Here is a 22,984-nt window from a genome sequence, read left to right on the forward strand (position 1 = left end):
ACAGTGTGTTTTGCATGTTTTTATTATATAACAGAACTTTCAAAAATGGTAGCCTTTTTTGAAAAAAATTTAAAAAATGTTTTCCTTTTTTGAAATGTGACATACTAAAAAGAGCAGATACATTTTTCATGTATCTGCTCTTTTTTCAGTTATAAATATGGACGGTTGGGTCTTTTGCTTTTGAATTCCTTACAATGAGCGCTTTTGCTTCATTGTTGGCCGTGATGCTCACCTGTAGATTGACGTAATCTGGGAATGTTTTGACCACCAGGCCGGCGACATATTGCGTAAAAGCAATGACTTCCGCCTGCCCGTAAAACTGGATCGGAATGTCGATGCTTAAATCAGCAAGCTGCCCGTCACTGTATCTTGCCCTGCCAATGCATCCGGTATAATTCGGGAAAAAGTCTTCAATGTCCGTTTTAAAATTCTCAAATGTTTTCTCATCGTCACGATGAGCTTTTTCCGCATCGTCGGACGGGAACAAATAATATTTTTCATTGATGTTTTTCCAATCGTCTGCAGAGGTGCTGTTTGCCGGAACGGTAGCGTAAGCAAAATAGTTTCCGGGAATCACGGAATCCTTGCTCTGCTGTTTGTACAGCCCGACCGTAATCGGGACATTTTTCAATGCATTTATATTGCGCAGGCGCCGGACGACTTCCGATGCAATCTGCTTCCCTTTTTCGTCTAACGTTTTTTGGGGAATATTGACGTCATACGTGGAACCGTACTTTTCCGTCTGATAGTAATAAACTGAGTTCAGGGCAAGCCCGATGGCAACGCCGGACAGTTTGACGTTCCCTTTGCTGTCTTTTGTTAAATAATCCTGTTCGAGAATTTGCGCCAAATAAATCGGGTTTTTCTCGTTTTGCTGCTTTGCCGATCCTTTTCCATCATTCACCGGATTCAAGCCGACATTGTCCTGTTCTTTCAGGCCTTTCTTTTTCAACTGGTTTGCCGTATATTTCCGGTTCAGCCATTTTGTAATGGTGTCGGAAGTCAAATACTGGCCTTCCTGAAAAAGATAGTCATCCGGCGGGTAATTTCTCTGCGCAACCCGCATCAAGCCGGTTTCAAATTCCTCGATATCATACGAAGTGTTTAAGTTGCTGACAACAAGCCCCCGCGATTTGCTCGTTTTATACGGGTAAATATTTTTATAATACTGGTCGGAAATCTGGTAACTCGAAACAACGGACGTTTCTTTTTTATTGTTGCTTTTCTGGACCACTTTGTTATCCGAGCCGAAACCCGGTGTACAGCCAGCCAGTAAAACCATCGATATGATGAGGGGGTACCATTTTTTCATACTGCCTTTCCACCTTTTTGATTTCTCGCTTTCCCTTGCATTTATGAATTGAGCCGTTCCAAAAACGCTGCTTCATCCCATACTTCAATGCCGAGCTGTTCCGCTTTGGCCAGCTTTGTGCCCGCATCTTCCCCAGCGATGACAAGGTCGGTATTTTTGCTTACGCTGCCGGTCACATTTGCCCCGAGCGCCTCCAGTTTTTCTTTTGCTTCGTTGCGGGTCAAGTTCACCAGTTTCCCGGTTAAAACGACCGTCTTTCCGGCAAAAGGCGAATCTGCATTGCGCTTTTCCGCACGTTTGGGGCCTTTATAAACCATGTTGACCCCGAGCACAGCCAATTCCCGGACCAGGCCGAGCGCTTCTTCATTTTCAAAATACGCAACAATGGAATCCGCCATCTTTTCGCCAATATCGGGTATGGCTTCCAGTTCTTCACGCGTTGCTTCAGACAGCCGTTCCATTGTTTCGAAATGCTCTGCTAAAATTTTCGCAGCTTTGGCGCCGACATGGCGGATGCCGAGGCCGAATAGCAATTTTTCCAGCGAATTCTTTTTTGAGGCTTCAATTGCGGCAAGCAAATTGGAAACCGATTTTTCCCCCATTCTTTCCAATTGCAGCAGTTCTTCTTTTTTCAGCCGGTAAATATCCGCGACATTGTGGATCAATTCATGCGCGAACAGCTGGCTGATGACCTTTTCCCCCAGCCCTTCAATATTCATCGCATTCCTTGATACGAAATGGATCAGCCCTTCGCGGATCTGCGCCGGGCAGTTCGGGTTAATGCAGCGGAGCGCCACTTCATCTTCGAGCCGGACAAGCTCGCTGCCGCAGTCCGGGCAGTGGGACGGCATGGAAAATGCCCGCTCCTCGCCGGTTCTCCGTTCGGGAATCGGGCGGACCACTTCGGGAATGATGTCGCCCGCTTTTTTTACTATGACATAGTCCCCAATCCGGATATCTTTTTCGCGGATCAGATCTTCATTGTGGAGCGTGGCCCGCTGGACGGTTGTTCCGGCCACTCTTACCGGATCCAGTATCGCAGTCGGCGTGACGACCCCGGTGCGGCCGACTTTTACTTCAATGCCGGTCAGTTTTGTGACTACTTCTTCGGCAGGAAATTTGTAAGCAATGGCCCAGCGCGGGCTTTTCACCGTTGTGCCAAGGGCGGCTTGCTGGGCATAGTCATTTACCTTAATAACAATGCCGTCAATTTCATACGGGAGGGCCGGCCGTTTTTCCGTCCATTCCGCGATAAATTCGAGCACTTCCCCGATATCCCGGCATATCCTTGTTTCTTTATTGACCTTAAGGCCGAGCTTTTCCAAATACGCAAGCCCTTCGCTATGGGTGGCAATATCGAGCCCGGTTGTATCACCGATCGCATACATAAATGTATCAAGGTTCCGGGATGCCGCAATTTTCGGATCGAGCTGGCGGAGCGAGCCGGCTGCCGCATTGCGCGGATTGGCAAACGGTTCTTCCCCGTTTTCTTCTTTGATACGGTTCAATGCCTCAAAAGACTTTTTCGGCATAAAACATTCCCCGCGCGCCTCGATGGTGACCGGTTCATTCAGCCTGAGCGGTATCGAGCGGACGGTTCTGAGGTTGGCCGTAATGTCTTCACCGATCGTCCCGTCCCCTCTTGTGGACCCTTGGACGAATAAACCATTCTCATATTTAAGCGAAATCGCCAGCCCGTCGATTTTCAGTTCGCACACGTATTCATATGGATCGCCGGCCGTCTCCCGGACTCTGCGGTCGAAATCGCGAAGGTCGGCTTCGTTAAAGGCATTTGCCAGACTGAGCATCGGTGTATCATGGACCACTTTGGCAAATCCGGATAAAGGTTCTCCTCCGACTCTTTGCGTTGGTGAATCCGGCGTGATCAACTCCGGATGCGCATTTTCGATCTCCTGCAGTTCACGCAAAAGCCTGTCGTATTCCGCATCCGGGACGCTCGGGCGGTCGAGCACATAATATTCATAACTGTACTGGTTCAGCAGTTTGCGCAGTTCGGCTGCCCGGGCGGCTGCCGCGTGATTATCCATGTGCAACAATCCTTTCCATCAGGGCAAAAGAGGCATTTGCCGCCTGTGTCCCTTTCGTTGTCCAGACTTATTCTATTCTACTTTTGTAATCGGCGCAAACTCGGCTAAAAGCCGTTTGATGCCGACAGGGCTCGGGAATGCAATGTCAAGTTCGGCTGATTTGCCTTCTCCCTTGACACTGACAACCGTGCCGATCCCCCATTTTTTATGTTCAGCTTTATCGCCCACTTGCCAGGAAAGATTGCCGGCCCCGTTTTGTTGCCAGGCAGGAACAACAGGCGGCCGTTTCTCTTTTCTTTCCGTTTTGCCGCGCGAAACCTGGCGGAAATCGAGCCGGTCTTTTTCCTCCTTGCGAATATCCTCGATCAATTCTTCCGGAATTTCATTGATAAACCGTGAAACCGGATTGATATTCATGCGCCCGTAAAGCGTCCGCACTTCGGCATTGGTCAGGTACAGCTCCTCCTGTGCCCGCGTGACGCCGACATACATGAGCCGCCTTTCCTCTTCCATTTCCGCTTCGTCCATAAGGGAACGGCTGTGCGGGAAAATGCCCTCTTCCATGCCGATCAGGAAGACAACCGGAAATTCAAGCCCTTTGGCAGCGTGCAATGTCATTAATACAACAGCATCTTTTTGTGCATTATCTTCTTCAAGCCGGTCAATATCGGCGACAAGCGCCAAATCCGTCAAAAAGGCGACAAGGCTTTTGTCATCGTTCTCTTTCTCAAATTCCTGGGCAACCGAAAGAAATTCATCGATATTTTCGAGCCGGCTTTCGGCTTCAAGCGATTTTTCCAGTTTCAGCGCATCCCTGTAGCCGGACTTGTCCAGCAATTCTTCCACCAGTTCGGTAACGGATAAATATTCCTGCATCCGGGTAAAATTGCTGATAAGCTCATAAAATTCCCGGCAGGCTTTGGCAATTTTCGGGCTGAGGCCGATAAAATCAATTTCCTGAAGGACAGTAAATAAGGAAACCTCCTGGTCCGCCGCATATCGCACGATTTTATCCAATGAAGTCTGGCCGATACCGCGTTTCGGCACATTGATAATCCGGGCCAGGCTGAGGTCGTCATCCGGATTGGCGATGACCCGCAAATACGCAAGAATATCTTTAATTTCTTTCCGGTCGTAGAAACGGGTGCCGCCAACGATATTGTAGGCAATGTTCGATTTCATTAATACTTCTTCAATGACACGGGACTGGGCGTTCGTGCGGTATAGAATCGCAATATCGGAGTGCCGGCGTTTGCCCGATGCAGTGAGTTCCTTAATTTTTCCGGCAACAAACTGCGCTTCCCCCTGTTCGCTATCCGCCCGGTAATAGACGAGATTTTGCCCCTCATCGTTTTCCGTCCATAAATTTTTCTTTTTCCGGTTTGCGTTGTTTTCGATGACTTTATTGGCCGCCTGTAAAATTTTCTTCGTCGAGCGGTAGTTTTGCTCAAGCAAAATGACTTTCGCGTTCGGATAATCTTTTTCGAACGACAGGATATTGGCAATATCCGCACCGCGCCAACGGTAAATCGACTGGTCATTATCCCCGACAACACACAAATTCTGAAATCTTGAAGCCAACAATTTCACAAGTGTATACTGAGATTTATTGGATATGGATAGGTAAGCCTTTGAAGTCATCTCCAGCTTTCCCCCCCATTCACACCGTACGTGAGAGTTTCCCCTCATACGGCGTTCCATCAATTTGTTATCGCGTTATAATACCTACTATTTTATCGTTTCCAACCAAAACACGAAGTTTGTTGATTTTATCTAGGGCATTCTCGTCTAAGTTCAGCTTTTGGAGATATTTCTGGATGGTCACTTTTTCTGTTGAGTGAATCAACTTGTGAACATCCTTCCTTATGAATATAAGGTTTCTATACTCATCACTTCCACCTTGATTTCTTGGTATCTTGTGATGAACTTCCATATCTCCAAGTTCTAATGGTACATTTGTTACTGCACATTGTCCAAGTTGTCCTACGTAAAGGGATATGCGATTATCATTATATTCCATGCTTTGATCAGGTAAAGGATTATACATAAGATGATGAATGATTGCCTGATTACATCCCTTAAGTTGATCATGTATCTTCTGTCTTCCCAAATCTGTATAAGGGCAAATATCCTGACTAAAATTAGTTGGATATTTAGTTCTTATATGATCAATTGGAAAAACATTTACTCCATGGATAAAAATCACTTTCCCATTAAATTTCGGATACAATTTTTTAAATGTGTTTGACTTTGTACCTTTCTGACTTAGAATAGCTTTCGTTCGGTTGTACAGGATCTTTCTGACCGAGAAACCAATTTTACTTAAATCAACAGTGATATGAGTCGCATACCGGTAATAATTTTGGATTCCTACAATCGTTGCATTTAGCTTAGATACCTCTCGCGGGCTGTTCTCAACCTTTTTGATTTGGCCACGTAATTTTGCAATGGCCTTCTTTTTCGCTTTATCACTCATATTTGTTTTAGCTACAAATTTGTCTTTTTTCGGGATAGCTTTCATTTTAAACCCAAGGAACGTAGAATGCTTTTTCCGCAAATTAATTACCCCAGATTTTTCAGGACTGGTTTCTAGTCCCAACCTTTCTTTCAGCCATTTCTTCACGGCTTCAAAAATAGCGAATGCATCTTTATGATTACGGCAAAAGATTTTAAAATCATCGGCATATCGGACAATAAACATTTCCTTCAGTCCAGTTTTTCTCAATGCTCGATATTTTGCACTTTTATCTAATACCAGCCTTTTGCCAATCATTCGTTCCCGATTGTAATTCTTTTTCGTTTTGAAAGTTTCCCATTGGCTGCTGATCCACCAGTCCAGCTCGTTTAAAACGATGTTGGATAGTAGTGGTGAAAGAATTCCGCCTTGTGGCGTTCCTTTTCCTGGTATACCAACACCCTTGATTTCCGCTTTAAGCATTTTGGATAAAATACTAATGACCTTCTTATCCTGAATGCCCAGTGACCATATCTGCTTCAGTAGCTTGCCATGGTTAACATTGTCAAAGAATCCCTTAATATCAATGTCCACGGCATAATGGAGTTTGTTTTTGTTTACCAAGGTTACTGCCCTTGATAATGCATGATGTGCACTCCGGTTTGGACGAAAACCATAACTGTGTGGATGAAACTTTGCTTCACAGATAGGTTCAAGAACTTGTTTCACACATTGTTGAATCAAGCGGTCTTCAATAGTTGGTATACCTAAAGGCCTCATGGTCCCATCCAGTTTAGGGATCTCTATCCTTCGGACAGGATGTGGTTTAAAATTAGACATCCTTGCTCTTACATACTTTATAAGAGACGAAGGATCCTTTTCCCCAATATCAAGAATGGTTTTACCATTCGTCCCACTCGTTTTGCTTCCGCGATTCTTTTTGATATTTCGGAAGGCCAACTTAATATTTCTTTCATCAATGATAAGATCATACAGCTCTCGGAATTTGTAGCCATTTTTACTTTGAGCGTAAAGTGTATCTAACGCTGCTTGCATATTGTAGTATTCATTATTACGCAATTTTTGTTTCTTCTTTAGCTTTTGGTTGTTATCAGTCAACTAATCACCACCCGGTTACTGGCAGCTTTCGTTTCTCTTAGTCATACTCGAACCTGATAGACGATAAATGTAGTTGCTTTAACAAATTGACTAGTGGCTATCCCTCCATGATGTTTCCATCACCTCAACGGTACTGTGCCACCACTTTCACTGACATAAAGATAAGTTATAGCCTTCGCTTTTCCTTATCACCGCTTCATTGGCCGGTAAGTCCTCCGCGTTGTCAGCTTCCCACGTTCCGATGATTCTATCTGTACATACACTTTTAGGTGAATCCTCTAGTCCTGCTAGCTTGGACGTGCCTGTAACACGTCAAGGTGTTTCATAAAGACAATTCTTACTCCACCTCACTAGCGCCACGTACCGTGACAATGCCATTTCTAGCATCTATACCTCTAGAACCGTACATTCGGATTTTCGTCAGTTAGTTGTTGTTCACTAACATTCTCACCATGAGTGTTTTATAGACCCCCGGCTTATTTGCTGCACCTTCCACCTCTGGAAAGCTTTCGTCAACTTGACTTGTTACGGCAGCATTCAGCCGACTTCACCGAGCTTATAACCTCAAGATCCTTACCTATCTTGACGCTATTCGGAGGATCAGGGAGAGCCTTTCCGGGCGTTACTCCTTCATTCGACTCTTCGAATCATCAGTTCTCCCAGCTTTCGCTGGTGGCTAATCTTTTCAATTAGCAACGTGTCGCACTATCCTGATATTCATCAACGTGAATGTATTGGAATTTTCTTTGGTAATATTCGAGGACTTCCGGGACGCGCTTGAACAATTGGATTGTCATCATGATCAGATCGTCAAAGTCAAGCGACTGGTTTTTCCTCAGGCGTTGCTGGTAAGCTTCGTATACATCACTGACAATTTGGTCAAAAAAATCGCCCGCTTGTTTGGCGTACTGTTCAAAATCAATCAGTTCATTTTTCGCGCTGCTGATTTTCCCTAAAATCGCCCGCGGGTCAAATTTTTTCGGATCCAGATTTTTTTCTTTTAAAAGGTTTTTAATGACCGATAGCTGGTCGGTCGCGTCAAGGATGGAAAAATTGCGGTTAAAGCCGATCCTGTCGATATCCCTCCGCAAAATGCGCACGCACATCGAATGGAAAGTGGATATCCACACTTCCTCAGCGGCACCGCCCATGATCCCGGCAATCCTGTCCTTCATTTCGCGGGCGGCCTTATTGGTAAACGTAATCGCTAAAATATTATACGGATTCACGCCTTTTTCCACCATTAAATAGGCAACGCGGCGGGTCAGCACCCGCGTTTTGCCGCTTCCCGCCCCGGCAAGAATCAAAAGCGGCCCTTCCGTTGTTTTGACCGCTTCTTTCTGTTCGGGATTTAGCCCGCTCAGAATACGGTCGGTTAAAAATTGCATGATTTCACCACCACATGAGAATGTTTGTTCTATTTTATCACAAACCTGTTTGCTTTACAACCCGGACCGTTTTCACGGCCTCGTGTATATCTTCATAAACCACATTGCCGACGACCACTACATCTGCAGCCCGTGCCATCTCCGCAGCCTGTGCCGCAGTGCGGATGCCGCCGCCGTAAAACAAAACGGTATCTTCCAGTACTGTTTTCACTTTTTCGACAAGCTTCGGATCTCCGTAAGTGCCGCTGTATTCCAAATAAAAAACCGGAAACTTGAACATATGCTCCGCCATGCGTGCATAAGCGAGAACGTCGTCGTCATCGAGGCCGGTTTCCGCTTCTGCAAGCTGTGCGGCTTTACAGTCCGGATTTAAAATACAGTAGCCTTCCATGACGATCTCATTCCAATTCATCCATTCCCCATATGCTTTCACTGCCTTATGGTGGGCACCGGTGATCCAAGTTGTATTTTTGCTGTTTAAAACCGCCGGAATCAAGTAAAGGTCATAAGCGGGTGCGATTGCGTCCGCATCCGATACTTCGAGGCAGCACGGCACGGCGTATCTTCTTACCCTTGACATTAACTGCAACGTGTTATCAAGGGTGACACCGTCCGTTCCGCCAATCATCACTGCATCTGTGCCGGACTCGCAAATTTTTTCCAAATCTTTTTCCGAAATATCTTTATTCGGATCCAATTTGAAGGCATGCCGCCATTCACGCACATCATACATCAACCGGAAATCCTCCATTCTTCATCCATCATAGCCCATTATAGCATTTGAAGGTACAGGCAAAAAAGCTTTTCATCAGAACGGGAAAATATAACAGCCATGCCCGGAAACACCGCGCTTTCCCGCCGGCAAAGCCGGAAAATCTTTCCTGAAAAGCCGCACCGGCAAAAAGAAAAGTGAAAGCGCAACCTTCCAGCAAGCGTGATTCTATCACGGGAAGCGGTTGTTCTGCGCAAAAAAGCCCCTCTTTTAAAAGAAGAGCTTTTTTCTTTTTATTCTGATGGGGCTTCTTCTGCACGGTTTTCCTGCCTGTGTTTTTTTTCGATCCGGTCGAGGACCATCTGGTAAGAATCGTTGCCGTAATTCAGGCAGCGTTTGACGCGGGAGATAGTGGCCGTGCTCGCGCCGGTTTCCGTCTCAATCGCATGGTACGTCTTATCATTGCGCAACATTCTCGCCACTTCCAGGCGCTGCGTCATCGCCTGGATTTCGTTGACAGTGCATAAATCGTCAAAAAAACGGTAGCACTCTTCAATCGTTTCAAGCGACAGGATCGCTTCAAACAGCTGATCCAGCGCTTTTCCGCGTAATTTATCTATTTGCATAAACGTTTTTCTTCTCCTTTGCTCTATTGCTTTCCGGCACGGCTCTGCCGGACTGCCCGAACCCCTTCCTAGTCTGTAACGGTAACACTGCTTAAAGTGGGTACAATATTGACCCACGTTTTGCCCGGCACCAATTTGACCGGTTCCCCGTTTTGATACGGAAGAATCCTGCCGCTGTCATTTTCCCATTCGACTTCCCGGAGCTTTCCCTTTTGGATAAGATACGCTTTGCCTCCGGATGTTAAATCAATATCCTTGCGCCCGTGGCTGTCAATCAGCTTATGTTTGGCAGCAACAATGAACAAATTGTCGATGAGAACCGGCTGGCCGTTGTTTGCATCCACCGTCTCCGCCCCGCCAGCGTAACGGGCATACTTTCCTTTTTCTGCGTTATACCGGTACACGGCATTTAAATTGTCCCGGCTTGAATAACGGATACTGACTTTCCCCGCGGAAATGCCCGAAATGTTTTTCACTTCTTTTGCAGAGGCAAAAGAAAGGGGAGACGGGGGCTGGTTCATCACATAGCCTTTTTTCCGTGCACCTTTTAAAATGTTCTGATAAGTGATATAGGAATTATGGGGCGCTTTTCTGGCTGCCGACCGTTTGAACAAAGTGCCGTCATACTGCATGCCGTTCAGTTCATCGACATAGCCCGAATCAAGCAGCTTTTTCGCGCCCGGGCTGTAGCCATGGGCAATGTATAAAGCATCGTATCCTTTTGCCAGCTTGATGAAATACGGCCTGGCGCTCCGGACCGGCCCGAATTTGGCCGGCATATGGCTTTCAAAAATTGCGACAAACCGGGTGATTTCCCCTTCCGCCAGGGCTTCATAAACAACATCGGCTGAACTAAGCCCCGATTGCGGGCGTGCAAGCGGGTGATTGTTGATCATGACGGCAACCGCCCGTTTTGCCGGCCTGTTTGTTGTCCGGATCCCTGTCAGCGGTGCTGTCCACTGGTGTGCCGCAGATTTTCCGGTTCCCTGCTGCTGACTGCCTGTACCATGCTGGCGGCCGCATGCCGATAGCACCAGCAGAAGGAACATCAGGCCAATCAGTCGTTTCTTTCCCATTTTTGCAACTCCAATCACGCTTTCTTAAATGCACCGAACAGCAAATCACAGCCTGCCGTACAGAAAGAGGTTTTTCGGAAACGAACGATCTCCCTTTTTACGACCCGCTTTAAAATTTCCGGTACTTTATTATTTTAACGCATTATTGTTGGAAAGAGAATCGTTTTCTTCATGACATCGTACATTCCTTTGGAAGTAATCCGGATATAGGGCAAATGGGTCGCGCATAAAAAGAGCAAAGAATACATCGGGTCATCATATGCATAGCCGCGGTCCCTTAAAATGCCGGCAAATTTTTTCATATCCCCGATCAGTTCATCCATGCTTTTATCCGACATGATCCCGCCGACCGGGAGCGGAATTTCCTGGATGATTTTCCCACTTTCCGCAATCACGATGCCGCCGCCCATTTCTTTCATCCGTTTAAACGCAAGCAGCATATCGCTTTTTGATTTTCCAATGCAAAGAATGTCCCCTGTCGATGAATAAGAAGAGGCAAGGCCCATCAGATTTTTGGCAAATCCTTTCACCAGTGTGTTGATCCGCCATTTTCCTTTTTTATCAATTAACATAAGAAAATTGTCCTCATAGGCATCTGGCAGCACCTCATACGATACGTCATACGAAATGGAGTACGGTTTTGTAATGACGCTGTTGGACATCTCCAGCCCGAACGGCATGGAAAATTGCAGGTCGTCGTACCCGAGATCCCAATCAAGTTCAAGCGGGCCTTGGCCGTATAATGCCCAATCAACCGGTTCTTCCGGTTCGGTTCCTTTGCCGTCTTTTTTCAGCCATACCCCTTTTGACAGGACCGAAACAGGCACCGGGTTTGTTTCGCTTTCCAAAAAATTGATGCTTGCCACCCGGCCTGTTGCAATGATGCCGTGCAAATGCTGGATATTGTAGTAACGCGCCACATTGTAGCTTGCCATTAAGTATGCGTCCACCGGCGGCACCCCGTGTTCCATCGCGATTTGAATCATCCTGTCGATCACGCCTTCTTCGTAAAAAGCAGGCGAGCTGCCGTCGGTTGTAAAAAACATTTGATCATACTGGTCAATGCCGAGCGCTTTCATTTCATCCAGCAACACAGGCAGGTCTGGGCGGATGGATGAATGGCGCAAAGACACCGTGTATCCCTGCATCAGCCGGGTCAGCACTTCCTTGCCCGTCATCGCTTCATGGTCACAGTCTGCCCCAAACAGCATCATTTTTGCCAATGTTTTCTCGGATGCCCCCGGGAAATGACCTTCAATTTTTTTTCGCATCCGCTTGGCTTCCTGAATCCAATGGAGCATTAAGTCGTCGCCGTCCGCCAGTTTCGGCCAGCCGGTCAGCTCCCCTCCCTGCAGGACAGCATCATGCTCGAGCCACGATTTTACACACTCGTGAGAAAAAACCATTTCTTCGTCCACAAGCTCCGTTTGCCCGTCGAACCGGGCCCACCAATACATCGTAACCGGTGAATGGCGGAGCTTTTGCATAAGGGAAAACGCTTTCTTTTTGTCTGTTAATAAAACGAGTATGAGGTTATCGTTGATCAATGTTGTTGTCCCTTTTTGCGCTGCATAATGGGCAAAGGTTTGGGGATTATAAAGTTGAAACGGATGGACATGCGGTTCAATATACCCGGGCACAAGCCACTGCCCCGAGCAATCGGTGAATTCGCATCCGGATGTCTTTTCAGGCAGTTTTTCCCCGGTGTATACAACCCGGTCCTGATAAATCCAAATATTGCCCGTCACCCATTTTCTTAACGTCGAATGAAGAAACCGGGCATTTGTTAAAACCATGTCTGGCGAAAGCTTGCCGTCCAGCACGGCGACATGTTCCCTGATTTGTTTGTTTTTCCATCGGTAACGTTGGTCAAGCATTGTCTCATTCCTCCCTAGGGAGACCCTAATATATTCATATATTACCATATTTTATCCATTAAAGCAGTAAAGAAGTTTGAAAACATGGGAAAGGAGATGTTCATCATGAAAATCACACCGAATATTGGCATTTTGAATGCCTTGCTCCGGATTACGTGCGGGCTTACTTCGCTTGCATGGGCCACAGCCAAATTATCGAAAAAACCGTGGCGCAGCAGCTATTTATGTGTGGCGCTCATGGGTGCCATGAAAGTGGGAGAAGGGATTGTCCGCTACTGCCCTGTGACGGATCTCATTCAAAACAGGCAAATGAATGGCGGCCAGGAAGAAGTGTAGACCAGAAGGCAACATGCATGTGGGAAACATTACCACCTGTGCAAAAAGCTACCGGGCAAAAGGCCGGAGATTTTCCGGCCTTTTGCCTCAGGGACTAAGCCTGGTTTCTTTTGCCGATATCCTTCCGGTAGAAAAAACCATCCAAACGGAGCCTTTCCAATTCGTGATACAGTGCTTTTCCCGCTTCTTCCAGCGTACGGGCTTTCCTTCCGACAAAAAGTACCCTGCCGCCGTTTGATACAAGCCTTTCCCCCTCCACGCGTGTGCCGGCATGGAAAACAAAAGACTGCAATTTTGAAAGCGGCGGAATTGGAATCCCTTTTTCGTACGCACCCGGATAGCCGTTTGCCGCAATCACAACTCCCAATACAGCTTCCTTGCGCCACTTGATGCAAGGGCTTTTTCCGTCCAACAGATCCAGAAAAATTTCCGCAAGGTCCGATTCAAGCCTTTCGAGCACAACCTCCGTTTCCGGGTCGCCGAAACGGGCGTTGAATTCAATCACTTTCACACCGTTTTCCGTCAGCATCAAGCCGGCATACAAGACCCCGGTAAACGGGCAGCCTTCCTCTTTCAACGCTCTGGCTGCCGGGCGCAAAATATGTTCTACTGCCTTTTTCACTTCTTCATCCGGGATTTGCGGAACCGGGGAGTAGGCGCCCATTCCGCCTGTATTCGGCCCGCTGTCGCCATCATATGCACGCTTATGGTCGCGCGCAATCACCATGGGATACACTTCCTCTCCCCGGACAAACGCCATCAGGGAAAATTCTTCCCCTTCCAAAAATTCTTCTACAACCACCTGGTTTGAGGCTTCCCCGAACTTCTTCCCGATCAGAGCGGCACGGAGCGCTTCCTTTGCTTCTCCCGGTGTCATCGCAACAGTCACGCCTTTTCCGGCTGCGAGGCCGTCTGCTTTAATGACGATCGGGGCGCCTTTTTCCACGATATATTTTTCCGCCTCCGCATAGTCGGAAAAAACGCGGTAATCCGCAGTCGGAATGCCGTATTTTTGCATCAGTTCTTTTGCGAATGCTTTGCTGCTTTCAATCCGCGCCGCCTGCTTTGACGGCCCGAATATTTTCAGGCCGGCATTCTGAAATTCGTCGACAATCCCTGCGCTTAAAGGGGCTTCCGGGCCGACAACCGTCAGTTCAATGCCTTTGTCTTTTGCAAAAGCGAGCAGAGAAGCCGTGTCCGTTTCGCGGATCGGAACGGTTTCAGCGATTTGGGCGATGCCACCGTTTCCCGGTGCGCAATAAATTTTGCCAACGCGGGGGCTTTCCGATAATTTTTTGCAGATGGCATGCTCGCGGCCACCGCTCCCAATTACAAGTACTTTCATTTTAACGTGGCCTCCTCTCTTTGTCCATCATTTTGTAAGGTCTTCTGACTAATTTTATGATCGTATACAATAGAACCCGGGGACTGTCGGGCAGGACAGTCGCCTCCGCTTTTCTGTTTGTCCGGCTCTGCTTCCCGGGCTTGCATACTTCTGCACCTTTTCCCTGCGGTAAGCAGCATCGGTCCTCCAACGAATAAGAAGCCCGTATGCCGCGCTTTTCTGTTAGTGCTTAAAGTGGCGGATGCCGGTGAAGACCATCGTGATGCCGTATTCATCGGCTTTTTTGATGGAGTCTTCGTCGCGGATGGACCCACCCGGCTGGATGATGGCAGTAATGCCGGCTTTGGCAGCTGCTTCGACGGTGTCGTCCATCGGGAAGAATGCATCGGATGCCATCGCGGCTCCTTTTGCTTTTTCACCGGCCTGGGCCAACGCAATTTCCGCCGAGCCGACGCGGTTCATCTGCCCGGCGCCGATCCCGAGCGTTTTTTCAGCATCCGTCACCACAATCGCATTCGATTTCACATGTTTTACCACTTTCCAGGCCAGTTTTAAAGCCTGCCATTCCTGTTCTGTCGGCTTACGTTTTGTGACAGTTTTCACTTGGGCCTCATCCAAAGTATAGGTGTCCTGATCCTGGATCAGCAGCCCGCCTTCTACGGAAGTAATGATTTTTTCCGGCTTGTGCGCATCCGAAAAAGGCACAGTCAAAAGGCGGATATTTTTCTTGCTCGCCAAAATGTCAAACGCTTCATCCGCAAACGACGGGGCAATCACAATTTCGAGGAAAATTTCATGCAGCAGCCTGGCCGTTTCCGGGTCAACAGGCCGGTTGAATGCGACGATGCCGCCGAAAATCGACTTTGGGTCTGCCTCGTACGCTTTTTTATACGCTTCAAGCGCCGAGTTCCCTACCCCGATGCCGCATGGGTTCATATGCTTTACGGCAACCGCTGCCGGTTCCTTGAAATCCTTTGCGATCTGCAGGGCGGCATCTGCATCGCGGATATTATTGTACGATAATGCTTTGCCGTGCAGCTGCCTTGCGTGTGCAATCGAAAATGGCGAACCAAGCGGGTTGATATAAAAGCTTGCTTTTTGGTGCGGGTTTTCCCCGTAACGGAGCGTTTGCTTGAGCTCATATGTAAACGTGGCCTTTTCCGGGGCCTCTTCGCCAACAAGCGTTGTCATATAATCGGCAATCATGGCGTCATACGCGGCTGTATGGCGGAAAACTTTTGCAGCCAGCGCTTTTTTCGTATCTTTCGTCACATCGCCGTGCGTTTTAATTTCGTCAATCACTTTGCCGTAGTCCCCCGCGTCCGTAACAACGGTGACATATTCAAAATTTTTCGCGGCTGCACGCAGCATGGACGGCCCGCCGATATCAATATTTTCGATGGCCTCTTCTTCCGTGGCATCCGCCTTTGCAATCGTCTGCCGGAACGGATAAAGGTTGACACAGACGAGGTCAATCGGTTTGATCCCTTGCGCTGCAATTTGCTGTTCATGCTCCGGGATCCGTTTTGCCAAAAGCCCGCCGTGGATGTTGGGATGGAGCGTTTTTACCCTGCCTTCCAAAATTTCCGGAAAACCTGTTACCTCTTCCACCCCCGTAACAGGCACGCCGGCTTCTTCCAGCGCTTTTTTCGTGCCGCCGGTTGAGAGAATTTCAAAGCCGAGCCCGCTTAAACTTTGTGCAAATGCCGTTACCCCTGTCTTGTCCGATACACTGATTAAAGCTCTTTTCATTCCGGTAAAACCTCCATGTTGGTTTGATTTTCCACCAGCTTCTTGAGCACATCCGGATACAGCACATGCTCTGTCTGATGCATTCTTGCCGCTAATGTTTCATATGTGTCCCCGTCAAGCACAGGGACAGCCGCCTGCGCAATAATCGGCCCGGTATCCATGCCTTCATCGACATAATGAATGGTCACGCCCGTTATTTTCACGCCTGCCGCAAGCGCCTGCCCGATCGCGTCTTTGCCCGGAAAAGCCGGCAGCAGCGACGGATGGATATTAATAATCTTCCGCGGATACGCATCCAGTAGCACCTGCCCGATCAGCCGCATATAGCCGGCCAAGGCAATCCATTCAATTTGTTTTTTCTGTAATTGCGCCAAAATTTCCTGCTCATACGCCCGCTTATCCGGGTACGTTTTCGGATTGAATACAAACGCCGGGATGTTTTCTTCTGCTGCCCGGCGGATGGCATACGCATCTTCACGGTCGCATACTAGCAGTTCAATCGCGGCATCCAGTTCCCCTTTTTTAGCTGCATCACAAATCGCCTGGAAATTTGTGCCGCTGCCCGATGCGAAAACAGCTATTTTATGCATCGCCTCTGCTCCCTGCTGCAAAACGGACACCCGCCGTATTTGTAACATGGCCGATGATAAAAGCTTGTTCCCCGGACTGGTTGAAAAAGGAAACAGCAGCCTGTGCATCTTCCGCATTCACCGCGAGGACAAACCCGATTCCCATGTTAAAAACGTGAAACATCTCATCGCGGCTGACGTTTCCGTAAGATTCCACAGCGGAAAAAACGGGCGGGACCGGCCATGAACCAAGGCTGATCTCAACACCGAGCCCGGCTCTGAGCATGCGCGGCATATTTTCATAAAACCCGCCGCCTGTTACATGTGCCATTCCTTTGACCTCAAATTTTTTTAACGCGGAAAGCACCGGTTTGACGTAAATTTTTGTCGGGGTTAACAGCACTTCCCCAAGCGGCCGGCCCAGTTCCGGCAAAATCGTATCAACGGTCATCGCATGGTCTTTTAGAAAAATTTTCCGGATCAGCGAATAGCCGTTACTGTGGATGCCACTTGACGCAAGGCCGATTAAAACATCTCCGGGCGCGGTGTTTTTCCCCGTGACAAGCGCCTCTTTTTCACATGCGCCAACCGCAAATCCCGCCAGATCGTATTCGCCTTCTTCATACATATCCGGCATTTCTGCCGTTTCTCCGCCGACAAGCGCGCACCCTGCCTGCACGCATCCTTCCGCCACGCCTTTTACAATTTGCTCAATCGTTTCCGGGTTCTGGTTGCCGCAACCAATATAATCGAGGAAAAAAAGCGGTTCCGCCCCCTGGACAATAATATCATTGACGCACATGGCGACACAGTCGATGCCGATTGTATCATGCTTGTTTGTTAAAAAGGCAAGTTTCAGTTTTGTGCCGACGCCGTCCGTTCCGGAAACAAGCACGGGCTTGCGGTAATGGAGCGCAGATAAGTCAAACATGCCGCCAAATCCGCCGAGTGCACCGATTGCCCCCGCCCGGTTTGTCCGCGCCACATGCTTTCCCATCCGTTTGACCGCTTCATAGCCTGCTTCGATGTCGACGCCTGCATCCCGGTATGTGTTTGCCATAGGAATCCTCCGTTAATTGCTATTTTTGAATCAGTTCTTTTTCATGCGGCAGCACCGTATCCGGATAAATTTCCGTCGGATACTTGCCGGTAAAACAGGCAAGGCACTGGCCGCATGTTTCATTGATCGCCGGCCTGCCGATTGCCTCGAGCATATTGTCAACCGTCAAAAAAGTGAGGGTGTCTGCGCCGATGATCTGGCGGATTTCCTCCACGCTGTGGCGGGCTGCGATCAGTTCTTCATGCGTCGATGTGTCAATGCCGTAAAAACACGGATGTTTCATCGGCGGCGAGCTGATGCATACATGCACTTCCGTTGCCCCGGCATCGCGGAGCATGGTGACGATCCGTTTGCTTGTCGTTCCGCGCACGATCGAATCATCAACCATGACCACCCGCTTTCCTTCGACGATGGCGCGCACCGGCGACAGTTTCATTTTCACACCCTGTTCGCGCAGCGACTGCGACGGCTGGATGAACGTGCGCCCGACATAGCGGTTTTTGATCAGGCCCATTTCATAGGGGATGCCGGATTGTTCCGCGTAACCGATCGCCGCCGAAATGCTTGAATCGGGCACGCCGGTTACGACATCCGCGTCAATGCCCGCCTGGATCGCAAGCCTTCTCCCCATATTTTTGCGTGCGGCATGAACGTTGATGCCGTGGATATTGCTGTCCGGCCGGGAAAAATAGACATATTCCATTGTACAAATGGCCGGATTCGCAGCATACGCATACTGCTCCGACTCAATGCCGCGGCTGCTGATCGATACGAGTTCACCAGGACGGATATCGCGGATAAACTCAGCCCCGACAATATCAAGCGCGCATGTTTCCGACGCAACGCAATAAGCGTCGCCGATTTGTCCGAGTGAAAGTGGGCGCAAACCGTTTGGGTCAAGGGCGACGAGCAGCTCATCTTCAGTCATAACAGCAAATGCATACGCCCCCTTTAGCATCGTAAGCGCGCTTTTCATCTGTTCTTTCATGGTACGGTAGCCGCTTCTTTTCATTAAATGGGCGAGCACCTCTGTATCGGATGTCGTCTGGAAAATGCTGCCCTGCATTTCAAGCTGGTGCTTCAATGTATGCGCGTTGACGAGATTGCCATTATGCGCAAGCGCAAGGCTGCCGTTTTGCGAATGGAACAGAAGCGGCTGGACGTTTTCAATCCCGCCACCGCCCGCTGTTGCGTAGCGGACATGCCCGAGGGCCGCATCCCCGTCAAGCCCGGCAAAAGACTGGGCTGAAAATACTTCCGTCACAAGCCCTTCCCCTTTTTTGCCAATGAGGCGCCCGTTTTGTTTGACAACAATACCCGCACCTTCCTGCCCCCTGTGCTGCAGGCTGTGGAGCCCGTAATAGGCAAGCTGTGCCGCTTCTTTATGGCCCCATACCGCGAAAATCCCGCATTCCTCATTTAATCCCTTTATTTCAGCAAGCATTTTAAGGCTCCTTTCCAGGCCGTTTCGCATTCCTCTGTATCCGCCTGAATCCACGTCTCCCCGTTTTCCCCTTTGACAGCCATTTGCTTATCATCCGTGACGTTGCCAATCCAAACAGCCTCATCCACCAATTTTTGAAACGCCTGCTGGTGCTCTTTCTTCACTGACACAATAAATCGTGACTGGGTTTCGCTGAATAACGCCGTAACCGGGTTGCCTTTTAAAACCACATTGGCCCCCAAATTTTCCGTCCCAAACAGGCATTCAGCGAGTGCCGGTGCAAAACCGCCTTCCGAGACGTCATGGGCGCTTTGCACAAGGCCGGACTGGATCGCAGCAAGCAGTTGGTGCTGGCGCCGGGCTTCAGTTTCCAAATCGAGTGCCGGCGGTTTTCCGGAAATTTGGCCGTCTGTAAGCTTTTGCAGTTCGCTGCCACCGAATTCCGGTTTTGCTTCCCCGATCAGATAAATGAGGTCACCAGCCTGTTTAAATGTCTGCGTGGTCACATATTTGATGTCTTCGAGAAGTCCGACCATGCCAACAACCGGTGTCGGATATACAGCCTGTACGGACACTTCCCCGTTTTCTGTTTTTTGCAATGTTTCATTATACAGTGAGACATTGCCGCCAATGACCGGGGTTTCAAGCTCGCGGCATGCTTCGCTCATGCCATCTGCCGCTTTTTCGAGCTGCCAGAAAATTTCCGGCTTTTCCGGTGCGCCGAAGTTCAGGCAGTCTGTCACGCCAAGCGGCTGGGCCCCGGAACAGACAATGTTGCGCGCCGCTTCCGCCACTGCGATTTTCCCGCCCGTTTCCGGATCCAAATAGACGTAGCGGGCGTTGCAATCCGTTGTCATCGCGAGCGCTTTTTTTGTCCCGCGGATCCGGATGACGGCTGCATCCGATCCCGGCATGACCACCGTGTTCGTCCGCACCTGGTAGTCGTACTGTTCATACACCCATTCTTTGCTGGCAATGGTTGGCTGTTTGAGCAATTGGAAAAAAGTTTCCTGAAGATTTTCCACCGCCGGGATTTGCGGTTTCATCGCCTGATAGGCCGCAAAGTAAGCCGGCTCTTTGGATGGTTTATGGTAGACGGGCGCATCCTCTGCAAGCGCATCGGCCGGCACATCTGCGACAAGTTCGCCGTTGTGGTACAATTTGAGCATTTTATCGCCGGTTACCGTTCCGATAGCAACCGCATCAAGCCCGTATTTTTGAAAAAGGCGGATGATTTCCGGTTCCCGGCCTTTTTTTACGACAATCAGCATCCGTTCCTGCGATTCGGAGAGCATCATTTCATATGGCGTCATCCCAGTTTCGCGCTGCGGAATGCGGTCAAGATTCATTACAAGCCCGACGCCCGCCTTGCTGGCCATTTCGGAAGAGGAGCTGATGAGCCCGGCCGCCCCCATATCCTGGATGCCGACGAGCGCATCATGGCGGACAAGTTCGAGGCAGGCTTCAAGGAGCAGTTTTTCCATAAACGGATCGCCAACTTGGACTGCCGGGCGCTTTTCCTCCGAATCTTCGCTGAGCTGCCCGGAGGCAAAGGTGGCGCCGTGGATGCCGTCCCTTCCTGTTTTTGCGCCGACATACATGACCGTGTTCCCGATGCCGCGCGCCTGCCCTTTTTGAATGTCTTTATGTTCGATCAGGCCGACGCACATCGCGTTAACGAGCGGATTGCCGTCATAACACGGATCAAATGCCACTTCCCCGCCGACTGTCGGAATCCCGATGCAATTGCCGTAGCCCGCAATTCCGGCAACGACTTCTTTGAAAAGACGTTTCACCCGCGGGGAATCGAGTTCGCCGAAACGGAGCGAATTGAGAAGCGCAACCGGCCTTGCCCCCATCGAAAACACATCGCGGATAATCCCGCCGACGCCCGTTGCCGCGCCCTGGTACGGTTCAATCGCGGACGGGTGGTTATGGCTTTCAATTTTAAAAACAACCGCCAGCCCGTCGCCGATATCAATGATGCCGGCGCCTTCCCCGGGCCCCTGGAGAACGCGTTCGCCTTTTACCGGAAACTTTTTTAAGACCGGCTTAGAGTTTTTGTAACTGCAATGTTCCGACCACATGACGGCAAACAGCCCTGTTTCGGTATAGTTCGGCGTCCGGCCGAGAATCGTTTCGACCCGTGCGAATTCTTCGTCTGTCAGCCCGATTTCACGGTAAATCTTTTGGCTTTTGATTTCGGCCGGTCCTGGTTCAAGCAATAACGGCATGGGATTCCCTCCAGTTTTTTACAATGGATTTGAACAGCTTCAAACCGTCCGTGCTTCCGAGTAATGCTTCAACGGCCCGTTCCGGATGGGGCATCATCCCGAGCACATTGCCTTGTTCGTTCATAATTCCCGCAATATTGGCAATACTCCCGTTAGGATTTTCCCCGTACGTGAACACAATTTGCCTGTTTTCTTTCAGCATTTCGAGCGTTTCCGCATCGCAAGTATAGTTCCCCTCCCCGTGGGCAACCGGAATCCGGATCGTTTCCCCCTGCTCATACAGGGAAGTAAACATCGTTGCGGCATTTTCGACTACAAGCGGCACCGTTTTGCAGACGAATTTCAAGCCTGCGTTCCGGAGCATGGCCCCCGGCAAAAGGCCGGCTTCAAGCAAAATTTGAAATCCGTTGCAGACGCCAAGCACCGGTTTGCCCTCTTCAGCAGCTCTTGCAACAGCCTGCATGACCGGCGAAAAGCGTGCGATCGCGCCTGTCCGCAAATAGTCGCCGTACGAAAACCCGCCCGGCAGGAGGATCCCGTCAAAACCATCTAAGCTATCCGCATCATGGCGGACGTATGCCGCTTCTTCACCAAGTGCATCTTGAATCGCATGAAACATATCGGTGTCACAGTTCGATCCCGGAAAAACAAGACATGCAAACTTCACGGCGCAACACACTCCTCAATTTCATAGCGGTAGTCTTCGATGACAGGATTTGAGAGCACCCGCCCGCACACTTCCCGGATGACGGCATCCAGGTCCCGGTCCGCCTTTTCTACAAGCAGCTCCAAATATTTTCCGGCCCGCACATCCTGCACTTCACTGTAGCCGAGCTGGACAAGCGACTGGTTGATGGCAGCCCCCTGCGGATCAAGGATGCCCTCGCGCAAGGTGACATAGACTTTCACTTTATACATGCGAAATATCTCCTCTCAAGCGATTTAAGATTTCCTGGTAAACTTCCGTTAAACTGCCCAAATCCCGGCGGAACACATCTTTATCCAGCTTTTCATTCGTTGCCCGGTCCCAGAGCCTGCACGTATCCGGGGAAATTTCATCGGCCAAAAGGATCGCCCCGTCACGTCCGCGTCCGAACTCGAGTTTGAAATCCACAAGGCGGACGCCGATTTCCGCAAACAGCGCCGTTAGGCTCTCATTGACAACGAGCGCCTGTTTTCTTAAAAACTGCAAATCTTCCGAACTTGCAATCCCTAAAAGCCGTACATGGTCTTCTGTAATGAGCGGGTCGCCGAGTTCGTCCTTTTTATAATAAAATTCGACAACCGGCTGCCCGGCCGGCGTTCCTTCTTCAAGCCCGAGGCGCTTTGCAAGGCTGCCCGCCACGACATTGCGGACGACTACTTCAAGCGGGATGATCTCCACCCGGCGCACAAGCTGTTCGCGTTCCGATATTTTACGGATAAAATGGCTCTTGACCCCTTTGTCCGCAAGCCGCTTAAAGATCAGGCTTGAAATCTCATTGTTCAGCTTCCCTTTTCCTTCAATCTCCGCTTTTTTCACGCCATTAAACGCGGTGGCCGAGTCTTTGTACTCGACGCGCAATACATCCGGATCCTCTGTTTCATACAACCGTTTTGCTTTCCCCTCGTATACAAGCATGCGCCTGCCT

At 49.4% G+C, this 22,984-nt stretch carries 17 protein-coding genes and 2 pseudogenes; 1 reads left to right on the forward strand and 18 read right to left on the reverse strand.

From position 1 onward, the window contains the following. Nucleotides 1-145: 145 nt before the first annotated feature. The 9 genes and pseudogenes from NSQ19_RS13765 to NSQ19_RS13805 all read right to left on the reverse strand — a co-directional run bounded on the left by NSQ19_RS13765 (nucleotide 146) and on the right by NSQ19_RS13805 (nucleotide 12,613). Entirely contained in the window at nucleotides 146-1,312 is a 1,167-nt protein-coding gene (locus tag NSQ19_RS13765; protein ID WP_029142034.1) for a CamS family sex pheromone protein, read from the reverse strand. A 41-nt stretch (nucleotides 1,313-1,353) separates the two neighbouring features. Then, on the reverse strand, nucleotides 1,354-3,360 hold the full coding sequence (gene ligA, locus NSQ19_RS13770) for an NAD-dependent DNA ligase LigA (RefSeq protein ID WP_019721617.1): 2,007 nt from the start codon (nucleotides 3,358-3,360) through the stop codon (nucleotides 1,354-1,356). A gap of 72 nt (nucleotides 3,361-3,432) precedes the next feature. Next, nucleotides 3,433-4,974: pseudogene (locus NSQ19_RS13775) on the reverse strand (3'-5' exonuclease); the annotation flags it as partial. Between the two features lie 94 nt (nucleotides 4,975-5,068). After that, nucleotides 5,069-6,934 carry a group II intron reverse transcriptase/maturase gene (ltrA, locus tag NSQ19_RS13780; RefSeq protein WP_340703052.1) on the reverse strand — a complete coding sequence of 622 codons (1,866 nt, stop codon included), beginning with the start codon at nucleotides 6,932-6,934 and terminating at the stop codon, nucleotides 5,069-5,071. Between the two features lie 704 nt (nucleotides 6,935-7,638). Then, nucleotides 7,639-8,322: pseudogene (locus NSQ19_RS13785) on the reverse strand (UvrD-helicase domain-containing protein); the annotation flags it as partial. A 37-nt stretch (nucleotides 8,323-8,359) separates the two neighbouring features. Further along, entirely contained in the window at nucleotides 8,360-9,055 is a 696-nt protein-coding gene (locus NSQ19_RS13790) for a heptaprenylglyceryl phosphate synthase (RefSeq protein ID WP_026104730.1), read from the reverse strand. Between the two features lie 272 nt (nucleotides 9,056-9,327). Continuing rightward, the gene (locus NSQ19_RS13795; protein WP_265114704.1) at nucleotides 9,328-9,660 is read right to left on the reverse strand and encodes a YerC/YecD family TrpR-related protein; all 333 of its coding nucleotides are present in this window, start codon (nucleotides 9,658-9,660) and stop codon (nucleotides 9,328-9,330) included. A gap of 68 nt (nucleotides 9,661-9,728) precedes the next feature. Continuing rightward, entirely contained in the window at nucleotides 9,729-10,736 is a 1,008-nt protein-coding gene (locus tag NSQ19_RS13800; protein WP_133537172.1) for a DUF3048 domain-containing protein, read from the reverse strand. Between the two features lie 134 nt (nucleotides 10,737-10,870). Further along, nucleotides 10,871-12,613: an adenine deaminase C-terminal domain-containing protein gene (locus NSQ19_RS13805; protein WP_340703053.1), complete on the reverse strand. Its 1,743-nt coding sequence runs from the start codon at nucleotides 12,611-12,613 to the stop codon at nucleotides 10,871-10,873. Nucleotides 12,614-12,718: 105 nt separating this feature from the next. Here NSQ19_RS13805 and NSQ19_RS13810 point away from each other — a divergent pair, with 105 nt between their 5' ends. After that, nucleotides 12,719-12,949 carry a YgaP family membrane protein gene (locus NSQ19_RS13810; RefSeq protein ID WP_013860593.1) on the forward strand — a complete coding sequence of 77 codons (231 nt, stop codon included), beginning with the start codon at nucleotides 12,719-12,721 and terminating at the stop codon, nucleotides 12,947-12,949. Between the two features lie 94 nt (nucleotides 12,950-13,043). Here NSQ19_RS13810 and purD read toward each other — a convergent pair whose 3' ends face one another. From purD to purC, 9 genes are all read right to left on the reverse strand, one after another. Further along, the gene (purD, locus tag NSQ19_RS13815) at nucleotides 13,044-14,294 is read right to left on the reverse strand and encodes a phosphoribosylamine--glycine ligase (protein ID WP_061575013.1); all 1,251 of its coding nucleotides are present in this window, start codon (nucleotides 14,292-14,294) and stop codon (nucleotides 13,044-13,046) included. 222 nt (nucleotides 14,295-14,516) lie between these two features. Further along, the gene (gene purH / locus NSQ19_RS13820) at nucleotides 14,517-16,046 is read right to left on the reverse strand and encodes a bifunctional phosphoribosylaminoimidazolecarboxamide formyltransferase/IMP cyclohydrolase (protein ID WP_013860595.1); all 1,530 of its coding nucleotides are present in this window, start codon (nucleotides 16,044-16,046) and stop codon (nucleotides 14,517-14,519) included. Then, a complete protein-coding gene (gene purN, locus NSQ19_RS13825) occupies nucleotides 16,043-16,636 on the reverse strand; it encodes a phosphoribosylglycinamide formyltransferase (RefSeq protein ID WP_207369109.1) in 594 nt (197 codons plus the stop codon). Before purN ends, purH begins: the two co-directional genes overlap by 4 nt. Further along, complete coding sequence (gene purM / locus NSQ19_RS13830) at nucleotides 16,629-17,675, reverse strand: phosphoribosylformylglycinamidine cyclo-ligase (protein ID WP_013860597.1); 1,047 nt, start codon at nucleotides 17,673-17,675, stop codon at nucleotides 16,629-16,631. Before purM ends, purN begins: the two co-directional genes overlap by 8 nt. A 19-nt stretch (nucleotides 17,676-17,694) precedes the next feature. Next, a complete protein-coding gene (gene purF, locus NSQ19_RS13835) occupies nucleotides 17,695-19,119 on the reverse strand; it encodes an amidophosphoribosyltransferase (protein WP_340703054.1) in 1,425 nt (474 codons plus the stop codon). Continuing rightward, nucleotides 19,104-21,353 (reverse strand): phosphoribosylformylglycinamidine synthase subunit PurL, encoded by a 2,250-nt coding sequence (gene purL, locus NSQ19_RS13840; RefSeq protein WP_340703055.1) that lies wholly within the window; start codon nucleotides 21,351-21,353, stop codon nucleotides 19,104-19,106. Before purL ends, purF begins: the two co-directional genes overlap by 16 nt. Next, nucleotides 21,337-22,020, reverse strand: a complete 684-nt coding sequence (gene purQ / locus NSQ19_RS13845) for a phosphoribosylformylglycinamidine synthase subunit PurQ (RefSeq protein WP_340703056.1) — start codon at nucleotides 22,018-22,020, stop codon at nucleotides 21,337-21,339. The genes purL and purQ overlap by 17 nt, the downstream gene beginning before the upstream one ends. Then, nucleotides 22,017-22,271, reverse strand: a complete 255-nt coding sequence (gene purS, locus NSQ19_RS13850) for a phosphoribosylformylglycinamidine synthase subunit PurS (protein WP_017552972.1) — start codon at nucleotides 22,269-22,271, stop codon at nucleotides 22,017-22,019. Before purS ends, purQ begins: the two co-directional genes overlap by 4 nt. Then, entirely contained in the window at nucleotides 22,264-22,974 is a 711-nt protein-coding gene (purC, locus tag NSQ19_RS13855; RefSeq protein ID WP_029142044.1) for a phosphoribosylaminoimidazolesuccinocarboxamide synthase, read from the reverse strand. Before purC ends, purS begins: the two co-directional genes overlap by 8 nt. Nucleotides 22,975-22,984: the final 10 nt, after the last annotated feature.

This window comes from Weizmannia sp. FSL W8-1119 (genome assembly GCF_038008605.1).
Classification (GTDB): Bacteria; Bacillota; Bacilli; order Bacillales; family Bacillaceae_C; genus Weizmannia; species Weizmannia coagulans.